This is a genomic window from Methylotuvimicrobium sp. KM2 (assembly GCF_038051925.1).
GTDB lineage: Bacteria > Pseudomonadota > Gammaproteobacteria > Methylococcales > Methylomonadaceae > Methylotuvimicrobium.
Genome location: NZ_CP150634.1, coordinates 1,866,948 through 1,890,235, shown reverse-complemented (window position 1 = coordinate 1,890,235; position 23,288 = coordinate 1,866,948). Strand labels below are relative to the sequence as shown.

Genomic DNA, 23,288 nt, shown 5'->3' with positions numbered 1-23,288 from the left:
AAGACCTCACTTTATCTTTCGCCGTTAATTTCGCATTGCCGGTCTGCATTGTACAAGGCTGGTCTATTTCAAACTCAGCAATCGCGCCAGTCGGCCTCGCTTCAAAAACAGACGATCGAAAAGCAGCAAATGCAGCTTGGCCATGAGATAGCCGGTTAATGCAATCGCGACCTTGATCACGATGCTTCTAACCTCTTCCTTTGGATTCAACCATTTTATTGCCGGAAGAAATAATGCCGCCAATAAACCTAGAAGCACGACAATCAAACCGCCGACCGACATCGAAAACACGACACTATTCCATTGTGCGGCAACAAGCTCGATCATTACCCATAACAAGAGGCCGATAGCGACGAATGCCGCAATCTTTAAACCGGAGACCAAATGCCAAGCTTTGAAGAACAGACTCCCGCCGACCTGCAATTGAAAAGCTAAGTCCATTCTTTGCTTTGTTGCCTGTTGATCTGGTTTCTCGGCCAGAATGGCTTTCAATTTCAAGAATTCCCAATCTCTTTGGGGCGCTGCCTGGATGTCGAAATCGCCCCAAGTGCCTGGATTACGCTCCGCCTTGTGCCGTTGATCCAAATCCTTCAATTGCCGGTCTGCCATCAAATAGCCGCTGGCCATCAGCGAATACGCTTCTACTTCGGTAAACGAATCGAGATCGGTGCGAAGCCCTGCAATTTTTTCTTGCAGATCCTTCGAAACACCGTAGGATGTCAGGTGTTCTTCGTCAGTCTGCCCGCGGGGATTGTCGCAACCTATCCAATCCAAAGGCTGAGGCGTCAAATCCTTTCGGGTATGAACGAAAAACACACTTTCCAACGCCTTGCTATCCAAGCGGACTTGTAAATCTTGATATTGAGCTTCCCGAATTCTATCCTGCAACACAGATACGGTCCGCAGAACCACGCCGCCCGGGTCATCGGCCGGATCATGCGAATCGTTCAACTGCCCGCTGGCGTCGCTACATAAAATCAGCGTGCATCCTTCCGCAAGCAAGCCCTGAATGCCTTGATTATCATAAACGCCACCATCGACTAATTTGACGGCACGCTTCGGATACAGTCCGCTCAACACGAGCGGTTCGAACAATCCGGGCACACAAGACGAGGCCGCCGTGGCATAGCCCAATCTGAAATTTTTGAGGCTGTCTTCCGGTGCTTGCCGATAATACAGCCGGCGATAACGTTCGTTGCTGTCGATGTCGATCATTCCTGGCGGTTCACCCATCCAACTGGCGGTGAAGAACCAATTATGGCCGGAATTCAGCGATGTGGTATTCAACATCAAAATCGGCACTTTGGCCCGCCGTCGCCAATTATGGAAATTCGGTCTAAAAGCTTTTCCCTGGTACCTTCCGTGCGCGGGCTCTACCATCAAATCCTGCATTTTGCGCGGAAGGTAGGCTTTACCATCGTCCACTTGAGAATACAGCTTGCTTTCATAAAGCTCGCCCAATTTATGACTGCGCGTATAGCCCTTGGAAAACAACATCTTGACATTATCGATAAAATCGTTGAATGCCCTCATACGGATGTTGCTTTGCACGCCCTGCAAAAAATCTTTTTGCAGCTTTTCGATGATATCCAAGTAATCATCGCGATCCAACTTCTTCGACGAATCTTCCAGCAATTTCTGCACTTCCAAATAATACTGAGTACCCAAAATACTGCCGCCCGAAACGGTCGATAGTACATCGACACCGCGTAGCGCATCGACCTCTGCCAGCCTAGCCATCACCCCAAGATGAAAGAATGAAGCGCGGAATCCGCCGCCCGACAAAGCCAATCCGACCTTGCCGCGATAACACATCAACGCATTGGCTGTTTCGTCGCCCAGCAGTCGATGCAATGCTTGCCAGGCTTCATGCCAAGTTTCCGGTTCTTCCGTTTCATCGGGGACATCGAGGTCTTGATTTTTTGCCAATCTTACCCATTGGCGAAAAGTAGACTGAAGTTCCCATTCTTTCGGTTCCGGTTTTGAAGTGCGTGCCTTGGCCAACCATCCACCCGCTTCAGCATAATCTGCCAAACCGAAATAAGCCTCGCCGATCGTGACTGAAAACCAATAATTGTTGATCAATTCGGGTTCATTTTGTCGAGCCAACAAAATTTCCAAACTCTTTTTGCGCAAGTCCGATGCCTCTTTTCGGAACTTTTGCGCTTCCTTGGTCTTAATGCCGTTTCGTTGCTCGAGGCTTTCGGCTCGCGCCGCGAGCAAATCTAAAAGATAAGCCGCATTATTCGCAGCATACCCCAAATCGCGATCCGGATTGGCTTCAAAAGCTGCCCGGTAAAAAGACAGGCTTTGATAGAGGTAGTCGATTTGTCCGCAAAATTCCCAAAGCTTTTTATAAATCGCACCACCCAACGACAAGGTTTCTGAGTCTCGTTTTTTCGAGTCGCGTAAACCAATCGATTCCAGCAACATCAATGCTTCTTCAAAGCGATGTTTGGGATAGCGTTCTTCGTCCTTATAGGTGCATAAAGCCAACTGTTGAACGACCCAAATCTCTTCAGGATAAATGTCACGAGCCTTTTCCAAAACCCTGCGCGCTATACTGAATTCCAGCTCACCTTTCAAAACTCCTATCAGTTCTTTTAAGTCGGGTAAATCCGGAAATTCGCTTCCCGATAAAATATTGTCGGCCGTTTCGATTGCGTTCATCATCCCACCTCTAATTGTTATTGTTGGTCAACTCTACATATTGCGTGAGCAAATCTTTCAATTTTATCGCTTGAGTTTCGCGGGTTTGCTGCATCCAATTCGGCACGTCCATGGCTTTGGCCTGGGCTTCCCATTTGGCTGCCTCCTGTTTGTCACCAAGCCCTATCGCCGCTTCAAAGAGCGTGGCGATCACCCAATAACGTCCATGCTTATCTTCCAACTTGTCGACTAACGGGCTCGCGAACCGAATGACATCCTTACGCACGCGTTTGGCCTGCACAAAGTCCGCCAAAGCCTCTTCGCGATTACCGTCTTGCAACGCATGAACGGCCCGCTGGTTTAACTGGTAGGCCAGGTTGATACCATTGTAATGGTCCTGCTTGATATAAAAACCGCGCTCATAAGCGGATATGCTCTTTTCCAGGCATTCCGGACGACCGCATTCCTCCCACATGCGTTTATGTATCGCGCCCCACAAACCTAGCGTCTCCGGATTGTTGGACATTTCCGGGTTCAATACTTTGAGAATCTCGCAGGCCGCATCCAACGCCTCGAGAACGGAAGGTTGTTTGCTTTTATAAGTCGCCAAGGCCAATTGCTGCACTACGAACGAATCTCCAGGACGCATTTTATTAATTTCTTGCAACAAAAGTCTGGCCGACGAAAAGTCGTCGTTTTTAATGCTTTCCATCGCCTTGTCGAGCATCTTTTTGGCGCTGGGATTTTCCTCGCCAATGATTTCTGCGACCGGACTTCGCAAAGTTCCAGCTAACGTAATGGACGGTTTCGGTGCGGAAGGCGAAGCCGCCGATTTAAACAGTTGTGGTGCTAGTTGCGGAGGCTTCAATTGCGGCAAATAGGTATAGACAGGGCTGTCGGTTACGGGGTTGCCGATAATTTGTTTGATCGAGTCCTGCAACTCTTTCATGAGGCGCCGGGCTTCTTTGTAGCCGACCTCTTCTCCTAAATGCTTATAGCGCCGAATTACGATATGCGACATATCGAAAGGACTTTTAAACTGCTCTTCGGCCAAAACGATGGTCGTATGCGGTCGCAAAGCATAACGCACGCCGAGTTCGAAAGCTGCATTGACGTTGTAAGTGGACAGGTCGGCAATGACCAGATCGGCATTTAACAGCCGTTCGTACATAGGCACATCGATCGTACCGGCGTGAACGATTTCGTCGGCGCGAACGCATTCCAGCCCGGCCGACTCGACCGCCGTTTTGATGATTTCGTAAGAGGCATCGAGATCGAGCTCGCGACCGTTGGTGTAATCGGTTTTCTTACCGTAGCCTTGGATGACAAAACATTGTTTCATACTAAACATCCTTCGAAATGCTCCAGTTTACGATGATGGACTGCGTATTCCATGCCGCCCCCGCCTATGGTCGATCCAAGCGACAATAGATGCAATACAATCCGCGAAACGCTTCACCACAATTCCCGGGTATTCAACCAATACACCTGACCGGTCTTATCATTCACTTCATGATACATATGCGCCGTTCCTCCCGGGGCATCACCGCCCTCTCCGTTCCAAAGACAAATGAAGCGCACTTTTTCCGTGCCGTAAGCCAATGCCGAGTAAAGCAACCAAAGGTTGCAGCGCTCATAAGGATTGACATCCTCAGGCGGCGGACCCAATTCGACCGGTGCGGTTTTGATTTGTGCGTGCGGTTTGATCGCGAAGTAACGGTCCCGCCAAGACTCACCTCCTGACAGCACAGATCTCTGAATGAATGCCGGTTCTTCAAATGGCAACAAAAGATGGAGTCTTACGCCACGTTGCAGGCAGGCTTCGGCAAACAGAATATCTCCTCCACAGGCGCCTTGCGTCAATGCCAGATCTTGCGGACCCGCACCGAGTTTATCGAGGGTATCGGCTATTTTTTTCGCGGCGACAGCTTCCTTATCGGCTGGAAACCTGGGTTTGTTCCGATCCGGCGCATCGACCATGTGTCCGCTGAATAACAAAACTTGACGCGGCCGCCATCGGCTTTCATTTTTTCGAAATGGATTCATGCATACTCCGAAGTTTGTCAGGCCGGAACTTGCTGCATACCAATAGTAGATCAAATTTCAGCGTCGAGGGTCCGTCAAAACACGCCGTGAACCCAGCACCTAAATTCCATAGGCCTTTGGCAATGATTCAAAATCATGGCTTATTCAGGTGCTGGGTAAATACGTCCGTGTAGGCTTGACAGCGGCTTTCCCTGCCGCCGACACCTGCCAATCGAGCTACCGAACCCCATAAGCGCCAACTTAAGACGCAAGGCCTTGATTCACAGTTGAAAAATCAAGATGTGGCCACAACATAGAGTATTTTTACCGACGAAAGTGAAAATCCCTATGATGCAGCCACAGTTAACAGATACGCTTTTTGATGACTTTTTGCAAGAGCTACCAACGGATTTTCAGGAGCGGGCCTATGAATTACAGGCGTTTGCACGAGCGCGGAAAATCCGATCACCGCTGCAGTTATTGCAGTTAGTCCTGTTGTATTGCGGACAGGACTTGTCGTTGCGCAGCTGCGCCGGCGAAGTCGCCAAGCTTCAAGGCTATTTGAGCGATACGGCGGTGATCAAGCGATTGGCGGCCTGCGTGTCGTGGATTAAATCGTTACTGAAGAGTGTGTTCGGGTTGGATAAAGCGGTCAATCACGGTGCGCTGAATTTCATTGTGATTGACGGTTCGACTGTGCAAGAGCCGGGAGCGAACGAAACGACGTATCGCCTCCATGTGGCGATCGACTTGATGAGCTTGACACTTCGCGAGGTCAACGTCACGACCGATAAAGTCGGCGAAAGCTTGGATCATTACCAGTTGGCTGCAGGTGATGTCGCGTTAGTTGATCGAGGCTACAACCAACCGAAGTCTTTAGTCCCGCTCATTGATCGCGGCGGCCACGTCGTGCTGCGCTATAATCCGCACAGCATGACGCTTTACGAACGGTGCAACGAACCGAAAGGTGTCAAAATCGACTGGGAACAGCGCATACGCGATTTGAATGGTCAGCCGGGTGCGATACCGGTTTATCTGTGTCATCAAGACAAACGTATCGAAGGCGTGGTGCATGCCATGCCGTTACCGCCGGAACAGGCGGCGCAAGCACGCCGCAAAGCGAAACAAAACGCGCGCAAGAAAGGCCGCACGGCAAGCCAAAAGACCTTGATGCTGAGCGGCTGGGTATTGGTTTTTACCTCGATTCCCGAATCGCTGCTCGACACGAAATCAATCGCTGAGCTCTACCGGGTTCGCTGGCAAGTGGAGCTGGTCATAAAACGCCTGAAAAGCTTGCTTGATATTGACCGGCTACGCGCCCGAAAAGACAGCAAGCTGGCGGATTTATATTTGCACGGTAAGTTACTGTTTGCCGCAGTGACCCAAAAAATCGCGCAACGCCGTTTCGGCCAAGCGGCCACCACGATGGCCGGCGATCGTTCGATTACCCATTGGCATTTATGGCGCACGATCGCCAATGAGATCAAGGCAGGACTCACGAATTGTTTTTCAAAAAATGAGCGCTTTATTGATGACCAAATAAAAAGCCTCTGCGAACGTCCGCGCAAGAGAAAGCTTCAGAGTTTGCCGGGTCGCGTTTTGGAGCTCATTACTGAAAGTCGAGTTTTAGATGTTAGCACTTATTAATCAATAACTTAGATGCTTAAGTTGGCGCTTATGCTACCGAACCCTCCCTAAAATAGGGAAGTTGTTTACGACCAAATCCTAAGCACAGACATCTCCGCTGCTAAATCGCTACCAACCGCTTTCGGCGAGTCTAAACAGCGTAGCCCGGATGGAGCGTAGCGCAATCCGGGAAACTCGGAGCCCCGCCATTCCCGTATTCCGCTTCGCTGCATACGGGCTACGTGCTGCCCTTCACCTAGTGCTAGGTGAGGGGCCGAGTACACCCAGGCGTCTCCTCTGTCATTGCCGAAATTTGAAGTGCGAAAGGGATATAACTCATTCAACTCATGCACCAAAACAGGGAGCTTACTTCAATAAAACGTTACTTTTGGGCATTAAAAGCCATTATTTCCTTCTAGAAACCGGTTATCGCGCATTGACCGCGCTTCCAAAGTAAATCTTTAATTAATTTATATCAACAACTTATTTATTTTTAATAAAATATGGCATAGGAAATGCCTTAGCATAAGTAAGCAGAAATGCTTTCGTTGTGTGTCCTCCTCCTTTGTGATTGTTTGTTAAGGCCTTGGCGCTTTATTCTTTCGAATAAAGCGCTTTTTTTATGCGGCAATGACAGCAATCTTGCCCTCTGTTTTGATGTCAATTTGCCTGATTATAGCTTTCGTACTTCAAATTTCGGCATTAGCTTGAGAAGGTGCCGGGGTGCTCGTTCACTCACCTAGCGCTAGGTGAGGGACCGACATGGGTGTATCCAAGGCGTTCTTTGACGGGTCCTCGGTTCCGAATTTTGATCTCCGATGAGTATAGTGGGTAAATGGTATGGTTTTTTTATGCACTAACTGAAAATCTATAAGATACTTAAATTTCAATGTATTAACGAGAATTATCAAATTAGCTCTATAAACTTAACGTCTGCTGAAGACTAAGGATTTAGCGAAAAATAACTTCTTCGGTGACGATGAATTGCGTGCCATGGTCCTTCGCCCGTATCTCGATGCCGCGACCGCACCAGCCTTAACCGGCCGCTGTGAAGGTTTTGCCTGACAATAAATATTGGTAGAGAGAATGATGCCGTAAATATTCTTAGACGGTTTTTCAACTGAAAGTGTGTATTAACGATGAATAACTTTATCAGTCAATATACGCTGATAAAAATAAAGACTACAATTTCCAATTATTGACTACATACAGGAAAGTTCATGAGAAGAATTTACTTTTTGTCCCCAGACATTGAAACCACACATAAAATCGTCGATGAACTTCGTTTGGAAGGAATCGAAGATAGACACATCCACATACTAGCCAAACGCGACACGCCGCTCGATGACTTACCCGAAGCTTCGGAATTTCAAAAAACCGACTTTGTTCCCGCAATGGAACGTGGCGCTGCGTTAGGCGGAGCAACAGGACTACTCGCTGGTCTCGTTGGTTTACGATTTGCCGGATTTGCGATTGCCGGAGGCCCGGTTCTAGGTGTATTGCTCTACGGTGCGACAATTGGCACAATAATGAGCGGTCTGGCCGGCCTCGAGGTTGGTAATTCGCGCGTCAAGCAATACTCCGAAGCAATCGAAAACGGCGCGTTCTTGGTCATGATCGATATCCCGACAGAGCGTATCGATACTATCAGCCAATTGATCGTCAAACATCATCCGAGCGCGCAATTCGAAGGTATCGAACCGTTGATGCCGCCATCCTATTGATTTGGGGATAATCATGAAAATTGCCGTCGCCAGTCAAAACCGCAAGGAAATCACCGGCCACACCGGCCGGTGTAGAAAATTCTGGATATACCGCATTGAACACGACGGCATTACCGGAAAGGAGCTTTTAGAACTGAGCAAGGAGCAGTCTTTCCATGAAGCATCCCGATTCGAGCCTACTCCACTGGATGATGTCAACGTTCTGATCTGCGGCGGCATCGGGGAAGGTCTCGCGCGTCGTTTGGCGGATAAAGCCGTCAAAGTCATCGTTACAAAAGAAATTGATCCCGACCGGGCTATCGAAGCCTTTATAAAAGGCGCATTGAAATCGGAACCGATCGAACATCACGAACACAAACATCGGTGAACCGGTGCCATCTTAATGAAGTAAATTCGCTATCGGAGGCATTATGAAAACCAGAAAATCACTCAGGTCCAACGCAGCCGCTTTTAGCTTCGCGATCCTCGCCGGATCAACAACGACAACAGCATTTGCCGACGAAAAATTGGATGTCGGCAAACTGGAATACGAATCGGCATGCGCAGTTTGTCATGGAATCAACGGAAAAGGCGACGACGGCCCATTTAAAGCCTTGCTGGTGAGACCGGTTCCGAATCTAACCGTTTTAGCCAAGAACAACAACGGCGTATTCCCGTTCGACCGCGTCTATAAGATCATCGACGGAAGGGAGGAAGTCAAATCTCACGGGCCACGCGACATGCCGATCTGGGGCCGAGCCTTTACCAACCAAACCTCTCTCTATTTCAACAACTACCCCGAGGCCGATACCGAATCTGCCGCTCGCAGCCGTATTCTTGCTCTGACTGAATACTTATATCGTTTGCAGGAATAAACCTTTTTCCAAGACAGTGCAAAAAACGCGGAGTCGAACTATGAAAAAAATCCAATGGTTCATTATCTTTCTGGTGGCAGTCTTCCTGTTTCTGCCGATTTCGAACTTGATTGGCTTGTCCGGCGAAAACGAGCCGATTGAAGTGATTTCAGGCAAATCGGACAATTTCGCGAAGGCTTCGCGGGTTTTGCAAAACAAATGCGTCGACTGTCATTCTCCCGGCATGACTCGCATGCCGATCTATTCCGGCCTACCGATCGCAAAACAGCTGATGGAGCACGACATCGAGGAGGCTAGCGAACGATTGTTGCTGACGAAAGAAGCCTACAGCGGCAAGGACAGTTTCACACCGTTGATGTTGGCCCGGCTAGAAGGCGTTATTCGCAACGACAGCATGCCGCCGGCGCTATACCTTCTGATGCATTGGAACGGCAAGTTGAACCATGAAGAAAAAACGACGCTGCTTACCTGGATCGCTGAAGAGCGCGCCAAACATCCATGGAGCAAGGACGCAGCCAATCAATTCAAGGGCGAACCGGTGCAACCGCTGCCGCTTACGGTCGATCTCGACCCTGAAATTGTCGCACTCGGCGACAAGCTGTTCCACGACCGCAGACTGTCCGGAGACGATTCGCTGAACTGCGCATCTTGCCATGACCTGACGCGCGGCGGCACCGATCAAGCCAGAGTTGCAACCGGCATTCGCGGCCAGTTGGGACCGATCAATTCGCCGACCGTCTATGTCGCGATGTATAACCTCGCGCAATTCTGGGACGGACGTGCAAAAGACCTTCAGGAACAAGCGGCAGGACCGGTGGCGAACCCGATCGAAATGGGCGCGGTCTGGGATGAGGTCGTCGAAAAACTTAAGCAAGACGAAGCCTATCAACAAGCCTTCGCAAAACTGTATCCGGATCAAGGCTTGACCAAAGCAACCGTAACACATGCGATAGCCGTGTTCGAGGAATCGCTGGTTACACCAAATTCCCGCTTCGATCAGTACCTTCGCGGCAACGTGACCGCGCTGACGAACGAAGAAAAAGCCGGTTATGAACTGTTCAAGACGCATTGCGCATCGTGCCATTCAGGCCCGGCACTCGGCGGCTTGTCGTATGAAAAAATGGGAGTCGCGCGCGATTATTTCAAACAACGCGGCGGCGAGTTGACCGAAGTCGACAACGGCCGTTTCAATGTCACGAAGCAGGAAAAAGACCGTCATTTCTTCAAAGTGCCGGTGCTGCGCAACATCGAACTGACCTTCCCTTATTTCCACGACGGCTCCGCCGAAACGCTTGCCGACGCGGTCCGCATCATGGGACAGGTTCAGCTCGACAAAGACTTCAGCAGCGATGAAATCGGCGATATGGTTGCTTTCCTGAAAACACTCACTGGCGAATACAAAGGTAAGCCGCTTAGCGAATTGACCGCCGAGGACATTCGCTGATCTGGCTCGATACACGGCAGCTTAATGATTGCCCTCCCTTTTGAAAAAGGGGGGTTGAGGCTGATGTATCCCCACAAAGCGCTCGTTCCCATGCTCTGCGTCACTGCCATTAAGTTAAGCCTTTTCTGGTTCCCACGGTCCTCCGTGGGAATCCGTATCTTGGCTGTTGAAACCAGATTGGTATGCGTTCCCACGCTGGAGCGATGGGAACGAGGAAGAATCTCCCCCAGCCACTCTTTTTCAAATAGGGGAGTAAAACTCCAAGGACCTTAACTTAATGGCATTGACGCTCTGCGTCGGTCGAAACCTATACGCTGGCAGACGGCCGTCAGGTCCGGTTGCTGGCCGAAGGACGCTTGGTCAACCTCGCCGCTGCAGAAGGCCATCCGACCGCCGTAATGGATATGAGCTTCGCCAATCAGGCCTTGAGCATGGCCTATTTGTGGCGGCATGGCGGCGATCTCGAAAATGCCGTACATCCGGTGCCGACTGAAATCGATAATCAGGTCGCACAAATGAAACTGGCGGCGACTGATTGCCATGGATGGCATGAATGCAGCTTTTGCATTACGCCATGGATGGCGTGTATTAGAGCAATGCAGGGCAGAAAAATGCTCCTGCATTTTCTGCGTTCGTTACATCCTTGTAACTCAGCAATTGCCGAGGAGCAAAAATCTGCCCTGCCGCCGACGCCTGTCGATCGAGCAACCGCTCCCGCTTCGGTTCGCATACTTTCAGAGTAACGGAGACATACCATGACCCAAGAAATCAAAGCCCCCGTACCGCCCTTTACCGCCGAAACCGCGGCGCAAAAAGTGCGCATGGCTGAAGACGCCTGGAATTCGCGCGACCCGGATCGCGTCGCTCTGGTCTATACCGAAGACACGGTCTGGCGTAACCGCGCCGAATTTCCGCAAGGCCGCGAACAAGTACGGCAGTTTTTGCAGCGCAAATGGGCCAAGGAACTGGATTACCGCTTGATCAAGGAATTATGGGCCTTTACCGACAACCGCATCGCGGTGCGCTTTGCTTACGAGTGGCATGACGATTCCGGACAATGGTTCCGCAGCTACGGCAACGAGAACTGGGAGTTCAACCCGCAAGGTTTCATGCAGCGACGCTTTGCCAGCATCAACGACCTGCCGATAAAACAAGAACAACGCTTGTTCCACTGGCCGCTGGGCCGTCGGCCGGACGATCACGCCGGTTTGAGCGATTTGGGCTTGTAACTAGTGGCTTGGAGGTGAAGGTAAGGCTGGTAAACGGTCTATCACGTCACTTGAATTCAAGTTATTGATCAAAGCGTTTTTCTATTCCGACATCTGTCATGGCCGATTTAATTCGCGCATCCCGCGACGGCGGCCAAGTCACGGGCACTCCGCAAAGCAAGCACCGTCTCAATGTCTAATCTTGTAACCCGTCTTGAACACCCACCATACAAAAATCAGGCATGTCATGAGAAAACCAAACGTCATGCCGATACTGACGGCGACATCCACGTCAGCTATGCCGTAAAAACTCCAGCGAAAACCGCTTATCAAATACACCACCGGATTGAATAGCGTGATCTTCTGCCACAATGGCGGCAACATATCGATCGAATAGAACGCTCCGCCTAGAAAGGTCAGCGGCGTAACGATCAACATCGGGACCACTTGAAGTTTCTGAAAGCTATCGGCCCACAGGCCGATAATGAAGCCGAACAGACTGAAAGTCACCGCCGTCAGCAACAGAAAGGCAACCATCCACACGGGATGGGCGATCTCGTAGGGCACGAAAATGCGTGCCGTGCCCAGAATGAGCAGGCCCAACATCACAGATTTGGTCGCCGCCGCCCCCACATAACCGATTAGCACTTCGAACCACGAAACCGGTGCCGATAATAGCTCGTAAATAGTACCCGCCCACTTGGGCATGTAGATGCCGAAAGAAGCATTGGAAATGCTTTCGTTCAGCAAATTCAGCATTACCAGCCCTGGGATGATGAAGGCGCCGTAGCTGACGTTGTCGATGTCGCCCATACGGGAACCGATGGCTTTGCCGAATACGATGAAATACAGCGAGGTGGTCAGCACCGGCGCTACGATGCTTTCCCACAGCGTACGAAAAGTGCGCGCCATTTCAAAATGGTAAATGGCGCGAATGCCGTAAATATTCATTCTTGTGTTCCTTTGGGCCGATGTACCAGGCTGACGAAAATGTCCTCCAGTGAACTCTCCCTGGAGCGTAAATCTTTGAATTCGATGCCGTGCTCGGCGAGCGTACGCAACAGCTCGGCAATCCCGGTTTCTTCTTCCTGGGCGTCGAAGCTATAAACCAGGACATGTCCATCGCCGGAGAGCACTAACGGCCAAGCGCTCAATCCGGCCGGGATGCCGGTCATCGGGCGCCGCAAAGTCAGGGTGAGCTGCTTTTTGCCGAGCTTGCGCATGAGCACCGCTTTGTCTTCAACGACGATCAGTTCACCCTTGCTGATCACTCCGATGCGGTCTGCCATGTCTTCGGCTTCCTCGATGTAATGAGTGGTCAGAATGATCGTGGTACCCTGAGCACGAAGCGCCCGCACCATGCGCCACATGTCGTGCCGTAACTCCACATCCACGCCGGCGCTCGGCTCGTCGAGAAACAATATCGTTGGCTCATGCGCGAGCGCCTTGGCAATCAGAACCCGGCGTTTCATACCGCCCGAGAGCGTCATGATTTTTGCGTTCCGCTTGTCCCACAAGGAGAGGTCGCGCAGGACTTTTTCCAAGTAGGCTGCATCGGGCGCCTTGCCGAACAGTCCCCGGCTGAATTTGACCGTCGCCCAGACCGATTCAAACGCATCCGTATGCAGTTCCTGAGGCACCAAACCGATGGTTGCCCTCGCCGCACGGTAGTCTTGCATGATATCGTGCCCGTCGGCGATGATGGTTCCGGAAGTGGCCTTGACGATGCCGCAGATGAGGCTAATCAACGTCGTCTTGCCCGCACCGTTGGGTCCGAGCAAGGCGAATATCTCGCCGCGTTTGATGTCCAGGTCGATTTTTTTGAGCGCCTGGAAACCGCCGGCATAGGTCTTGTTGACGCCGCATACGGAAATGATGGGGGCGGAGCTATTGGCGGTCATCGCTGCCGTGGCTGTTTTCATAGATGAATTCGATATAGAAGGTGGATTTTGACTTCGGTTGCCGAATTCATGCGCAATCGTTTCATGACTCGGGTTTACAATCAAGCCGGCCGTGGAATTAGGTTCGTTTTTTCATCGCGCGGACCCGACTCCCACCAAACGGATATATCGTGTTGGGCGATACGATGGTCGGCAACGGCAACCGCTCATACCAGTTGCCCATTCCTATAGTCGGCCATGGCCTGCTCGATTTCTTCTCGCGTGTTCATCACGAAAGGCCCGTACTGAGCGATCGGCTCTCCTAACGGCCGGCCGGCCAACAGCAAGAATGCCGCTGCGTGCTCTTCAGACAAGATTTCAATCCGGTCGCCGTCGGAAAGCCCTCCGGCACTGTGCGATGCCAGGATATGTCTATTTGCCGCGGGTCCTATCGCCAATGTGCCCTCATAGGGATAAACAAAGGCATTGTGATCTTTAGTTATCGCGAGGCTAAAAGTTTCGCCCGCAGGTAGCCTGACATCCAAAAACAAGACCTCGGTGCTTATTCCCTGAATCGGCCCGGCGATGGGATTGCCGGCGATGTCGGCAATTCCCGCAATAATTTTGACTTGCCCCCCGCCCGGCAATTTTTGCAACGGAATTTCTTCAGGCCGGACATCCTGATAGCCGGCCGGTTTCATTTTCTCCTTCGCAGGCAAGTTGACCCAAAGCTGAAAGCCTCGCATGCGACCGCTTTCTTGTTGGGGCATTTCAGAATGAATAATACCTCGGCCGGCGGTCATCCACTGCGCGCCGCCGCTTTTTAAATCGCCCCGATTGCCGAGATGATCCTGGTGCAGCATGTGCCCCTCCAGCATATAGGTAACGGTCTCGAAACCGCGATGCGGGTGATCCGGAAAACCGGCGATGTAATCGTCGGCATGCTCGGAAGAAAATTCATCCAGCATCAAGAAAGGATCGACCCGCAGTGCTTGCTTTTGTCCAAGGCTACGACGCAGTTTAACGCCGCCGCCGTCCGAAGTCGCAATGGCTGGAATGATTTGTTGAAGCGTGCGTATGCTCATGTCAGTTTCCTCATGTTAACGACCTCCTATTTACAGTGGTCGAATGATGCGAAGCTTATTCCTTGACGGCTTCGACCGGGATGGTAAGGGTCACCTCGTCGCTTACCTGAGGTGCATATTTGCCCATGTTGAAGTCGGACCGCTTGACGACGGCGGTAGCGTTAGCGCCGCAAGCGTCTTTTTCCAACATGGGGTGCGGCATGCACTGGAACGATGTTACGGTCAACGTCACGGGTTTGGCGATCCCTTTCAATCTCAACGTGCCATCCACCGCCACCAACATGTCACCTTCGAATAGGAGTTTGTCGGAAGCGAATGTCATTGCGGGGTGCTTGGCGGTATCCAGAAAATCTTCACCCTGGATGTGTTCGTTGAATAACGGTAAGCCGGTATTGACCGACGTCGTATCGACCGTGACTTCCACTGAACCGGTTTTTGCCTGGCGATCGAGTACGATTTTGCCGGACGTCTTGTCGAAACGGCTCATTTGGGTCGAATACCCGAGATGGCTGTAAGAAAAGCCGGGAAAGGTATGGCTGCCGTCGATGACGTAGGTTTCGGGCGCGGCTAGGGTAGCCGCCGAAAAAGTCGCCGCTAACGATAATAGTGCGATGCGTTTCATAATGAAATTCCTCGGTGGATTGGATAAAAATAAAATGCTATTTTCCGGCGTAAATTGGAAGGCGATACCGAATCTAACTTTTGTTGAAGACAGTCTCAAAGTTTTCGGCTTGCGATTCAGTCGGCTAATTCTGCAAGCCGCCGATGGGCTCCGGCCAGCGCCTGATCCTTGGCCTGTTCACCCATATTAAGCCCTTCCGCGTAGACGAATTCAATATCGGTGATACCCAAAAAATTGAGAAAATCGCGCACATAATTGGTTTGGCTATCCAGAGCCGTTCCCGCATACATCCCGCCTCTGGCCGCAAAAACGTAGACTTTTTTGCCCGGCAGCAATCCTTCGGGGCCGTTCTCGGTATATCGGAAAGTCAACCCGGCACGGGCTATCCTGTCAAAATAGGCTTTCAGCGTCGAGGGAATACCGAAATTGTACATCGGCAAACCGATGACGATGACATCCGACCGCTTGATCTCGTCGATCAGTGTCTCCGATTCGTCGGCCAAGGACTGCTGTTCCGGCGTCCGGGCACCGGGCTGCGCGAAGTAGGCCGAAACCCGCTGCGCATCCAGGTGAGGCAATGGTTCATTGGTCAAATCACGAACGACCACCTTTGTTTCCGGGTTCCTGACCCGCCATTTGGCGACAAACGCATTGGCTAATTGGCTGGACTGACCGCCATTCGAAAAGATGCTTGAATTGATTTGCAACAGGGTTGTCATCGTCTTTTCCTCTATTCAGTTAATGTGATGCTATTTAACCCCTTACTGAAACGATAAAAAAGCATAATAATTAGCCTATATTTATCTATTTATTCGATAAGTTATCATGAATCCACATATTACACTGGAGCAATGGCGGTCTTTGATTGAAGTCGTGGACGCCGGGGGTTACGCCCAAGCCGCAGAAAAACTGTCCAAAAGCCAATCGGCCGTCAGTTATGCCGTACAAAAAATTGAATCCTTGCTGGACGTTAAAGCCTTTGAGATTCAAGGGCGCAAGGCCATACTTACCCCGACCGGACAAATGCTCTACCGGCGCGCCTTGGCTCTGGTGAATGAAGCCGGCGATTTAGAACGCGCGGCGCATAAACTTTCGGCCGGCTGGGAAGCCGTTATCACCCTCGTCGCTGAAATCCTGTTTCCTTCCGAGCTGTTATTGACGTGCCTGGCGCGTTTCGGCCAGGAGAGCCCCGGGACGCGAGTCGAATTGATCGAGTCGGTATTGGGGGGAACCTCGGATGCGCTGCTCAGCGGGCATTTGGATTTGGCCATTTCACCGCAGTTGCCCCCGGGTTTTCTGGGAAATCTGTTGATGCGGATTCGCTTGCTGGCCGTCGCTCATGCCGAGCATCCCCTCCATCGGCTAGGCCGTGAATTGAGTTATCGGGACTTGCGCGCACATCGGCACGTTGTGATTCGGGATTCCGGCGCGAAGCGCGATAACCGCTCGGTATCGGTCGAAGTTGATCAGCGTTGGACGGTGAGCCAGGTGGCCACATCCATTCAGGCCGTCAGTATGGGACATGGCTTTGCCTGGCTACCCGTAGAACATATTCGTGAACAATTGCGAACGGGGATTCTAGAGCCATTGCCTTTGAGAGAAGGTAATACACGAGAAGTACCGCTCTACCTGATCCTGGCGAACCCCGACTTTGCGGGCCCCGGCGTCAGGCGCTTGGCCGATATTTTAACGGAATCGGTCATTGCTAAAGCACAAGGCCAGGGATAAGACTGACGCACTAAGTAATGGGCATGGAATAAATCAGGGACCTGAAATTCATGCGCGTTTCTAAGTCAAATTAATCGTGAGTCACGAGCAGAGCATGTGATTATGTCATGCTAGATTGCAAGACCTGGTAAGTACGATAGGCTTCGCCGTTTTCCGCATCCAAGACATGCTCTCCGGGATGGTGCGTGTGATCGTCAAGGTAGGCGTCGATGCGCGCCTTATCGGTCATGTCTTGAACCTGAGCCAGCAAATCGAGATACGGGACCGTGCTTGGGCTATGGCGAGACAGGTCGAAAGCTTGCAGCAGTTGCAAAGCAAAAGTAATCAGCGTGCCTCCGGAACTGGGGGCGGGATTGGTCAGCACGGTGGCTCCGCGATAATCGATCGACAACGGCTTGCGTTTGACCAGCCGATAATCATTGAAATCTTTGCCGACCAGGTGCCCGCCTCGTTCGGCACACAGCCTTATGACGGCGCTCACGATCTCACCCTGATAAAAAAACGCTTCGCCCTCCCGAGCCAGCACCTCAAGGCAATCGGCTAAATCGGGCAGATACAATACTTCCCCTTGCTGCAGCAATTGGCCTTGATGCGTTTTGCTGCCAAAGGTTTTACGCGTGTCGGGATAGGCCAGGTAAATCGCCTTGACGATATCAAAGATATAGGCCTGAAAGGCATTCATGACCACGCCGCCGCGGGCCAGTTCGATCGCAGGCTCGGCCAGAACCGTCATCGGCAGCGTACCGAGTTCACGATGAACCGCGAACAGTCCTTTGACGGTACCGGGTGTCGCCACCGAGCCCAAGCCGATATGAAATTCCTGCCGGACCGTTTCGAAATCCGCAGAAATCGGAAAAAATCCGTGTCTTCGACATCTCGTTTAGTGACCGGCGTTTGCACGAAAAAATCATATAATAGATCCTGATTAGCAAGTTTCTTCAGCTAAAGCCCAAAGATCAGCATACCCTTAGCAGGACGGGGTTCGCAAGCCATGCGCGTCAAGCTAAAAACGGCCAACCCACATCACGCTCTTTCCCAAGCTCCAGCTTGGGAAAGACACCCCGGAAGCTCCAGCTTCCTGTGACCGACACAACCTACGCACATTCTCAATCAATCCCGACTCGCTCGTTCAATTTTTCTTGATTTTCGGGAAGCTAGAGCTTCCTGAACAGGTTACCCAAGCTGGAGCTTGGGTAACAGCAGAAAATACATGCGGTTTGGTCGCACCTTTCAAAATGGAATATATGTAAGGAGCCGTCGCCAGAAACGTCAACACGATGGCAACAATGCTCAATAGCTCTTTGTACGGTAAGGCTTCCATTGTTCCAATTGCTTAACGATCAAGCTCAGCGATGCGGTTCGTCTGCGTCCGCTGAAACGCCTGGTCCATGCGGGTAGCACAGACCCAGTCATGCAGATAGCTCGTCAGCAAGCGCGCGAAGCAGTTTCGCCCCATCGCCACGCCATGCGCTACCGTGCATGCATGCAAGCGTTGAAGGGTTTGTCGAAGCCAGACGCTCAAGCATCGCGCGTGCATTCTTCGTGTGCGAGAAGTAGTCCATCTCGTGGCGGAATGCCTCGCTCGGTCCCAGGATGTCCGACTCCGTGATAGGCGGAAGATCAGCGCCTTTCTGCGTGAACAAGTCGCCGCATAGCAATGTGGACGTTAGCTCTTCCGTCAAGAAGCCGCAATCCCACGCGTGCGGCAAATGCGGTGTGTCGAACCAACGCACGGAGTGCTTGCCCAGGGAGAGCCGTTCTCCGTCGGCAAGCGCACGGGGTGCCCGATCAGCAAGGTCGCTAACCGATACCATGGCGGCAACCGCGCCGCACAGGGGTATCGACTGCGGAGAGACGGCGAGCCATTCGTTGAGCGATCCGCATTCGTCGGCTTCGACATGGGAAAACGCAATGTAGCGAAGGCTCTCGACCGGTAAAACGGCACCGACTGCTTCTCGCACCAATGGAAACAATTTTCGCGGGCCGGTGTGGAAGAGCAATGGTTCATCGTCCACGATGAGGTATTGATTGAATGAGAACCCGCCCGCACCTTCGATCACAATCGGCGTGTTGATGCGATAGATCCCGTCGGCAATTTCGTGCACGTTTGTACCGGATTGCTTGTTCGTAATGGTCATCAGACTCTCCCGGCCACCGATTCAGTCACAGTGATGCTAATCCCCAAAGCTTGATAAATAACAAAACTTAAAAAACCGCCATGAGGCGGCACGTCCCTTTGAGCGCCATGTTAGAGCGTCCGTAAGCCGCTGTACACAACGTAAGCGAGATTGGCTACTGCCAAACCGATCAGTGTAAAAATGGTAACTTGCATTCCTAGTATGCGATAACGAAGGCTTTCGGTCAGCAAGCCCCTGGCATGCAAGATGCGACCAACGAGCATAGCAATACCGCCGGAATGCACAAGGGCTACATGAGCACCGCTTAACTCAAGCAGAACGAGCAAGATGAGAGAGATAGGGATATATTCTGTTGCATTTCCCTGGGCTCGGATCGCGGCCTGGAGTTCAGGTTCGCCCCCATCGCCGAGACGCACTTTCTTTTCCCGGCGCAACTTTATGACCCGAAGCGACAACCAGACAATCAATAATGCCAACATCGCAGCATACAAAGAACTTATCATATTTCCTCCCAGTGATGCTTTAACATTGAAGCTGTGCGGCGCAAACGAAGCGAAGCGTAGTTTGCCCGAACGAGCGTATTGTTAGGTGTTTTTTGCTTTGTCTGGCACAAAAACAACTTTTTTCTCCTCGTCAAACTTACCTACAATCATAAATTTCCCTGTTATATTGCCTGCGTTAAAATCTGCCACAGCCGCTTCAGTAATATTTTCGTCTGCATCCTTGTATTGAATAAGCTTAAAAGGAATAAATTCATCCACTATAGAATAATGCAATGTCGCCATCACATACTTTACAGGACTGGTTTCTCCTGTTTCTGTATTTCTTATTATTAAATTGTCTCCAGGGAATTTAACAGTGACAGAATCCTTTTCAACTGGAGCCAATGGCTCCGATAGAAGTTTGGTTAATTGGGATAAAGCATTTGAGGTAAGGACTTCCTGAGTTAGCAAGTTTCCTTCAACATCCATTACCTCCATATTTGTTTTATCAGCAATGCCTTCTTTTTTAGGATAAAACACCCAATCATGATGCAACAGCCTTTTCGTTAATGAATGCATCCCTTGAGCGAGCATCCAATCAAACGATTCGACTTCCTCAATATCTAAGCATCGAATGCCCAGAAAATCGGATTTTTGTCTTGCCGTATTGTAAAAGCCCATAGAGGATACTATTACGCCATGATCTACACCGGTATCTTGGCATTTTTTCCAAAACCCCTCGACTTGATTCACAGTAATTGGTCTAGATCGATCCCTACATTCTATGGCCACGATTACTTGATGATGCGCTTGGTTTATTGTTAATACCACATCATGCTCACGCAACTTACCCGTAATTTTATCCGTTAAGCGTTTTGGTGATTCGACAACAACATTTCCTGAATCACCAAGCGCTTTTTCAAGACTTGAGACTAGTTTTTCTAGTGATTTCCCAGTTTTTGGCATGAGAGTAAGTTTCGCTTTTTACACCTAATTATTGATTCTCAGGCATATCTACCCACACAAGTTGATATTACCGGTATTTTCAGGCACTTTTGCCTTGATATTTGAAAAACCGCGCATAGTTGCCTCGATAACTTGATATTAGCTGACAATCCAGGCAGATTTGCCCGCCCATTAAATTGCCGCTGACTTTAGATGGTACTATTTCCGAAGTCAAGTTCAAGTTCGCAAGCTCTACCGGTTGTGGCGTGCGAAGGATCATGCGTCTCAGCATCGAAGGGGTCACATCGAAGGGGTCAAGTCGGCGAGCTCGAAGCGCACTGCTTCGTTCCCGGTGGCAGCGATGATTTCCCGGACCGCTCGTTGTGCTTTTTCGCCATCGCGGCAGACCAATACGACTTCGGAATTCGGCTTTGCCGCCAGTTGCCGCGCAATGGCTTTGCCAATCGCCCCGGTGGCGCCTGTGACCAAATAAACCCGTGCACCGGAATTTTGAGCACTTGATGAATAAAGAGATGAATCCATGAAACCGCACTCCATCGAGGGATGTTTAGCCCCGTATATTATCGTGTAACTCTCGTTTTCAATGAATCAATCATCGTAACTATTCAGCGCATTTGGTCGGTTTGGCGTCGGGTATTGATTTCTAAGGACGCGTGAATACGTCCCTGTAAGCTCTGACTGCAACGTCCTGTTGCAGACAGCCTTATAAATCAATGCCCGACACCTTCTTATATATGACTTATGCTGAATAATTACCAATCCTCTTTCGTTGCCGCGACGACAACGAATGCACATTGCCCCCGCCCTGCCCTTAGCGATTCGATCTCTCGAGTTTCGTGCAATGGGCGGGCGAGCGTCTGGCCCCAAGCGTCGATCGAGAAACCGGTTTCCAGCAGAAGTTGCTCCACTTCGTCAGCCGATATGAATGTGGCTTCGCGGTAAAATACGCTCTCGTTCTGATGCGCCAGATAATCTTGTCCCAAGGCGCTTTCCCTATCGATAAAACCGATCACAAGGCGACCGCCCGGTTTAAGTACACGATGCGCCTCGGCAAGCATTTTCACTGGGGAGTCGACAAAACAGATGGTCGTTACCACCAACGCGTAATCGAAGGTGCCGTCTTCGAAAGGCAGATTCTCGGCCATGCCTTCCACGACCTTTATGCCTCGCGCCGCGGCATGGGCCAACATCGCTCGCGATGGGTCCACGCCAACCTGTACCCCCAACGGCGCCGAGAATCGACCGCTGCCGACGCCTATCTCGACGCCGCAGCCTTCCCAGGGCACGAATGGCCGCAGGGCCAGCAATTCCGAGATATAAGCAGCCTCATGCTTTTCGAACCATGCCTCGTAACGTTGATGATGAGCCTCGAACGGCGCCGCCCTAGCCATGGCGCGACTCCTTTTGACAACGGCCTTCCGCGATCCTACTCATGGCCGCACCCGTGTCTGCCGCGCCGACCTTCCCCGCCGCCATGTCCACCGCGTCCGGATGATCCTTGCGCACATCGTTGAAACGCCGGCAGGTGGCGCTGCTGCGATGCATCCCGAAGATTGCGGAACACGGTCAAAATATCCGGTCGCTCCGTGGCTTGAATTAGACGTTCGTAGATTTCGGCATTGGCGATTTCGGCGGCGACGCCGGCTTCGCAAGCTTCTTTCAGGCTCGCATAACGCTCAACCTTACCCAACCAGGGATTCTCGGGAACGGTTAACCCATAGCGAGAAAAAAGGGTGCAAAGCGCTTCTATGTGTCGGCTTTCCGCATCTCGTATGTTGCTGAACGGCGGCGCATCGCCAAAGTCGGCAATGACTTGATCGTAAATCGCCAAGGCCCGGTATTCATCATCCAAGACCTCGTTGAGGGCGGCGATTTCAGTTTCGGTGAGCCGGTTCATGGTTTATCCTCCAAGGTGAAAGAAAGCGACGGTTGCGATGCCCGCGAGCAACAGCACTATTTGGCGTAGCGATGTCGGCAGACTAGTCTGCCGGTGCAAGGCCGGAATCAGGTCAGCCGTCGCGATATAGATGAAGCTGGCGGCAGAGATCGCCAAAATATAGGGCGCCGCCTCGCGTGTCTCGACCAGCCAAAAATAGGCGACCAAAGCACCGGGCAATGTGGCGACGGATGATAGCCCATTGAGCACCAAGGCCTTCACACGACTGTAGCCGTTGTCGAGCAGGATGGCGAAGTCGCCGACTTCCTGCGGGATCTCGTGCGCAATCACCGCCAATGCGGTAGTGACGCCCAATGGTATAGACGTAAGGAACGCTGCGGCGATCACCACGCCGTCCACAAAATTATGGAAGGCATCGCCGATCAGAATCAACGGCGCGGCATGGCTATGTACTTTGCATCCGCTATTGTGGCAGTGACGCCAGATGACGAGCTTTTCCAAAACGAAAAAGCCGACCATGCCGGCCAAGACCGTCGCCATGACGGCGATCGCCGGAGCCTGTTTCAGCCCGGCGGGCAACATGCCGAGAAACGCCGCGCCGAGCAGCGTGCCGGTCGCGTAGCTGATCAAACAAGGAACCAGCACTCTACGAATGCCTTCCGGAAAGAACAAAAACAAGGCCGCGCCGGCAATAGCGCCTAAGCTTCCCAACAGGCTAAACCCGATTATCCATAGCAGCATTCATAGTACCCCTCAACTGATTGAACTCTCGTTCCCATGCTCCTGCGTGGGAATGCATACCAAGGCTTAAGCACAACGTAATACTCTCAGCGCCCGTATCGGTTCCCACGGAGGACCGTGGGAACCAGGGAAAACAAAGCCGCGCCGGCAATAGCGCCTAAGCTTCCCAACAGGCTGAACCCGATTATCCATAGCAGCATTCATAGTACCCCTCAACTG

24 protein-coding genes are annotated in these 23,288 nt (G+C 51.4%); 8 read left to right on the top strand and 16 right to left on the bottom strand.

Annotation, left to right across the window (positions count from 1 at the left end):
• Positions 1–63: 63 nt before the first annotated feature.
• From WJM45_RS08065 to WJM45_RS08055, 3 genes are all read right to left on the bottom strand, one after another.
• Positions 64–2,673: a patatin-like phospholipase family protein gene (locus tag WJM45_RS08065; protein WP_341328443.1), complete on the bottom strand. Its 2,610-nt coding sequence runs from the start codon at positions 2,671–2,673 to the stop codon at positions 64–66.
• A 7-nt stretch (positions 2,674–2,680) separates the two neighbouring features.
• Positions 2,681–3,991 (bottom strand): TRAFs-binding domain-containing protein, encoded by a 1,311-nt coding sequence (locus tag WJM45_RS08060; RefSeq protein WP_341328442.1) that lies wholly within the window; start codon positions 3,989–3,991, stop codon positions 2,681–2,683.
• Positions 3,992–4,104: 113 nt separating this feature from the next.
• Entirely contained in the window at positions 4,105–4,695 is a 591-nt protein-coding gene (locus WJM45_RS08055; RefSeq protein WP_341328441.1) for a hypothetical protein, read from the bottom strand.
• 327 nt (positions 4,696–5,022) lie between these two features.
• Between WJM45_RS08055 and WJM45_RS08050 the strand changes: the two genes are divergently transcribed.
• From WJM45_RS08050 to WJM45_RS08020, 7 genes are all read left to right on the top strand, one after another.
• Positions 5,023–6,321 carry a transposase gene (locus WJM45_RS08050; protein ID WP_341325160.1) on the top strand — a complete coding sequence of 433 codons (1,299 nt, stop codon included), beginning with the start codon at positions 5,023–5,025 and terminating at the stop codon, positions 6,319–6,321.
• A gap of 1,199 nt (positions 6,322–7,520) precedes the next feature.
• Positions 7,521–8,024 carry a DUF1269 domain-containing protein gene (locus tag WJM45_RS08045; RefSeq protein WP_341328440.1) on the top strand — a complete coding sequence of 168 codons (504 nt, stop codon included), beginning with the start codon at positions 7,521–7,523 and terminating at the stop codon, positions 8,022–8,024.
• A gap of 13 nt (positions 8,025–8,037) precedes the next feature.
• On the top strand, positions 8,038–8,391 hold the full coding sequence (locus tag WJM45_RS08040; RefSeq protein ID WP_341328439.1) for a NifB/NifX family molybdenum-iron cluster-binding protein: 354 nt from the start codon (positions 8,038–8,040) through the stop codon (positions 8,389–8,391).
• Positions 8,392–8,434: 43 nt separating this feature from the next.
• Entirely contained in the window at positions 8,435–8,878 is a 444-nt protein-coding gene (locus tag WJM45_RS08035; protein ID WP_341328438.1) for a c-type cytochrome, read from the top strand.
• Positions 8,879–8,918: 40 nt separating this feature from the next.
• A complete protein-coding gene (locus WJM45_RS08030) occupies positions 8,919–10,322 on the top strand; it encodes a cytochrome c peroxidase (protein ID WP_341328437.1) in 1,404 nt (467 codons plus the stop codon).
• 356 nt (positions 10,323–10,678) lie between these two features.
• Positions 10,679–11,065: an adenosylhomocysteinase gene (locus tag WJM45_RS08025; RefSeq protein WP_341328436.1), complete on the top strand. Its 387-nt coding sequence runs from the start codon at positions 10,679–10,681 to the stop codon at positions 11,063–11,065.
• 12 nt (positions 11,066–11,077) lie between these two features.
• A complete protein-coding gene (locus WJM45_RS08020) occupies positions 11,078–11,551 on the top strand; it encodes a nuclear transport factor 2 family protein (protein WP_341328435.1) in 474 nt (157 codons plus the stop codon).
• 168 nt (positions 11,552–11,719) lie between these two features.
• Here WJM45_RS08020 and WJM45_RS08015 read toward each other — a convergent pair whose 3' ends face one another.
• The 5 genes from WJM45_RS08015 to WJM45_RS07995 form a co-directional block, all read right to left on the bottom strand.
• Positions 11,720–12,481, bottom strand: a complete 762-nt coding sequence (locus tag WJM45_RS08015) for an ABC transporter permease (protein ID WP_341328434.1) — start codon at positions 12,479–12,481, stop codon at positions 11,720–11,722.
• On the bottom strand, positions 12,478–13,431 hold the full coding sequence (locus WJM45_RS08010; protein ID WP_341328919.1) for an ABC transporter ATP-binding protein: 954 nt from the start codon (positions 13,429–13,431) through the stop codon (positions 12,478–12,480). Before WJM45_RS08010 ends, WJM45_RS08015 begins: the two co-directional genes overlap by 4 nt.
• A 206-nt stretch (positions 13,432–13,637) precedes the next feature.
• Positions 13,638–14,495, bottom strand: coding sequence for a pirin family protein (locus WJM45_RS08005; protein WP_341328433.1), 858 nt, complete (start codon positions 14,493–14,495; stop codon positions 13,638–13,640).
• A 55-nt stretch (positions 14,496–14,550) separates the two neighbouring features.
• The gene (locus WJM45_RS08000; protein WP_341328432.1) at positions 14,551–15,117 is read right to left on the bottom strand and encodes a YceI family protein; all 567 of its coding nucleotides are present in this window, start codon (positions 15,115–15,117) and stop codon (positions 14,551–14,553) included.
• 116 nt (positions 15,118–15,233) lie between these two features.
• Positions 15,234–15,836 (bottom strand): NAD(P)H-dependent oxidoreductase, encoded by a 603-nt coding sequence (locus WJM45_RS07995; RefSeq protein WP_341328431.1) that lies wholly within the window; start codon positions 15,834–15,836, stop codon positions 15,234–15,236.
• Positions 15,837–15,942: 106 nt separating this feature from the next.
• Between WJM45_RS07995 and WJM45_RS07990 the strand changes: the two genes are divergently transcribed.
• Entirely contained in the window at positions 15,943–16,845 is a 903-nt protein-coding gene (locus WJM45_RS07990) for a LysR family transcriptional regulator (protein ID WP_341328430.1), read from the top strand.
• 100 nt (positions 16,846–16,945) lie between these two features.
• Here the strand turns inward: WJM45_RS07990 and WJM45_RS07985 are convergent, their stop codons facing one another.
• The 8 genes from WJM45_RS07985 to WJM45_RS07950 all read right to left on the bottom strand — a co-directional run bounded on the left by WJM45_RS07985 (position 16,946) and on the right by WJM45_RS07950 (position 23,069).
• Positions 16,946–17,695, bottom strand: coding sequence for a gamma-glutamyltransferase (locus tag WJM45_RS07985; RefSeq protein ID WP_341328918.1), 750 nt, complete (start codon positions 17,693–17,695; stop codon positions 16,946–16,948).
• A 559-nt stretch (positions 17,696–18,254) separates the two neighbouring features.
• Positions 18,255–18,983, bottom strand: a complete 729-nt coding sequence (locus WJM45_RS07980; protein WP_341328429.1) for a hypothetical protein — start codon at positions 18,981–18,983, stop codon at positions 18,255–18,257.
• Between the two features lie 110 nt (positions 18,984–19,093).
• On the bottom strand, positions 19,094–19,486 hold the full coding sequence (locus WJM45_RS07975; protein ID WP_341328428.1) for an MAPEG family protein: 393 nt from the start codon (positions 19,484–19,486) through the stop codon (positions 19,094–19,096).
• A gap of 81 nt (positions 19,487–19,567) precedes the next feature.
• Positions 19,568–20,431 carry a restriction endonuclease gene (locus WJM45_RS07970; RefSeq protein WP_341328427.1) on the bottom strand — a complete coding sequence of 288 codons (864 nt, stop codon included), beginning with the start codon at positions 20,429–20,431 and terminating at the stop codon, positions 19,568–19,570.
• A 279-nt stretch (positions 20,432–20,710) separates the two neighbouring features.
• Positions 20,711–20,953: an SDR family NAD(P)-dependent oxidoreductase gene (locus tag WJM45_RS07965; protein WP_341328426.1), complete on the bottom strand. Its 243-nt coding sequence runs from the start codon at positions 20,951–20,953 to the stop codon at positions 20,711–20,713.
• 230 nt (positions 20,954–21,183) lie between these two features.
• Positions 21,184–21,822, bottom strand: coding sequence for a class I SAM-dependent methyltransferase (locus tag WJM45_RS07960; RefSeq protein WP_341328425.1), 639 nt, complete (start codon positions 21,820–21,822; stop codon positions 21,184–21,186).
• A gap of 35 nt (positions 21,823–21,857) precedes the next feature.
• Complete coding sequence (locus WJM45_RS07955) at positions 21,858–22,328, bottom strand: DUF2202 domain-containing protein (RefSeq protein ID WP_341328424.1); 471 nt, start codon at positions 22,326–22,328, stop codon at positions 21,858–21,860.
• Between the two features lie 3 nt (positions 22,329–22,331).
• On the bottom strand, positions 22,332–23,069 hold the full coding sequence (locus WJM45_RS07950) for a ZIP family metal transporter (protein ID WP_341328423.1): 738 nt from the start codon (positions 23,067–23,069) through the stop codon (positions 22,332–22,334).
• Positions 23,070–23,288: the final 219 nt, after the last annotated feature.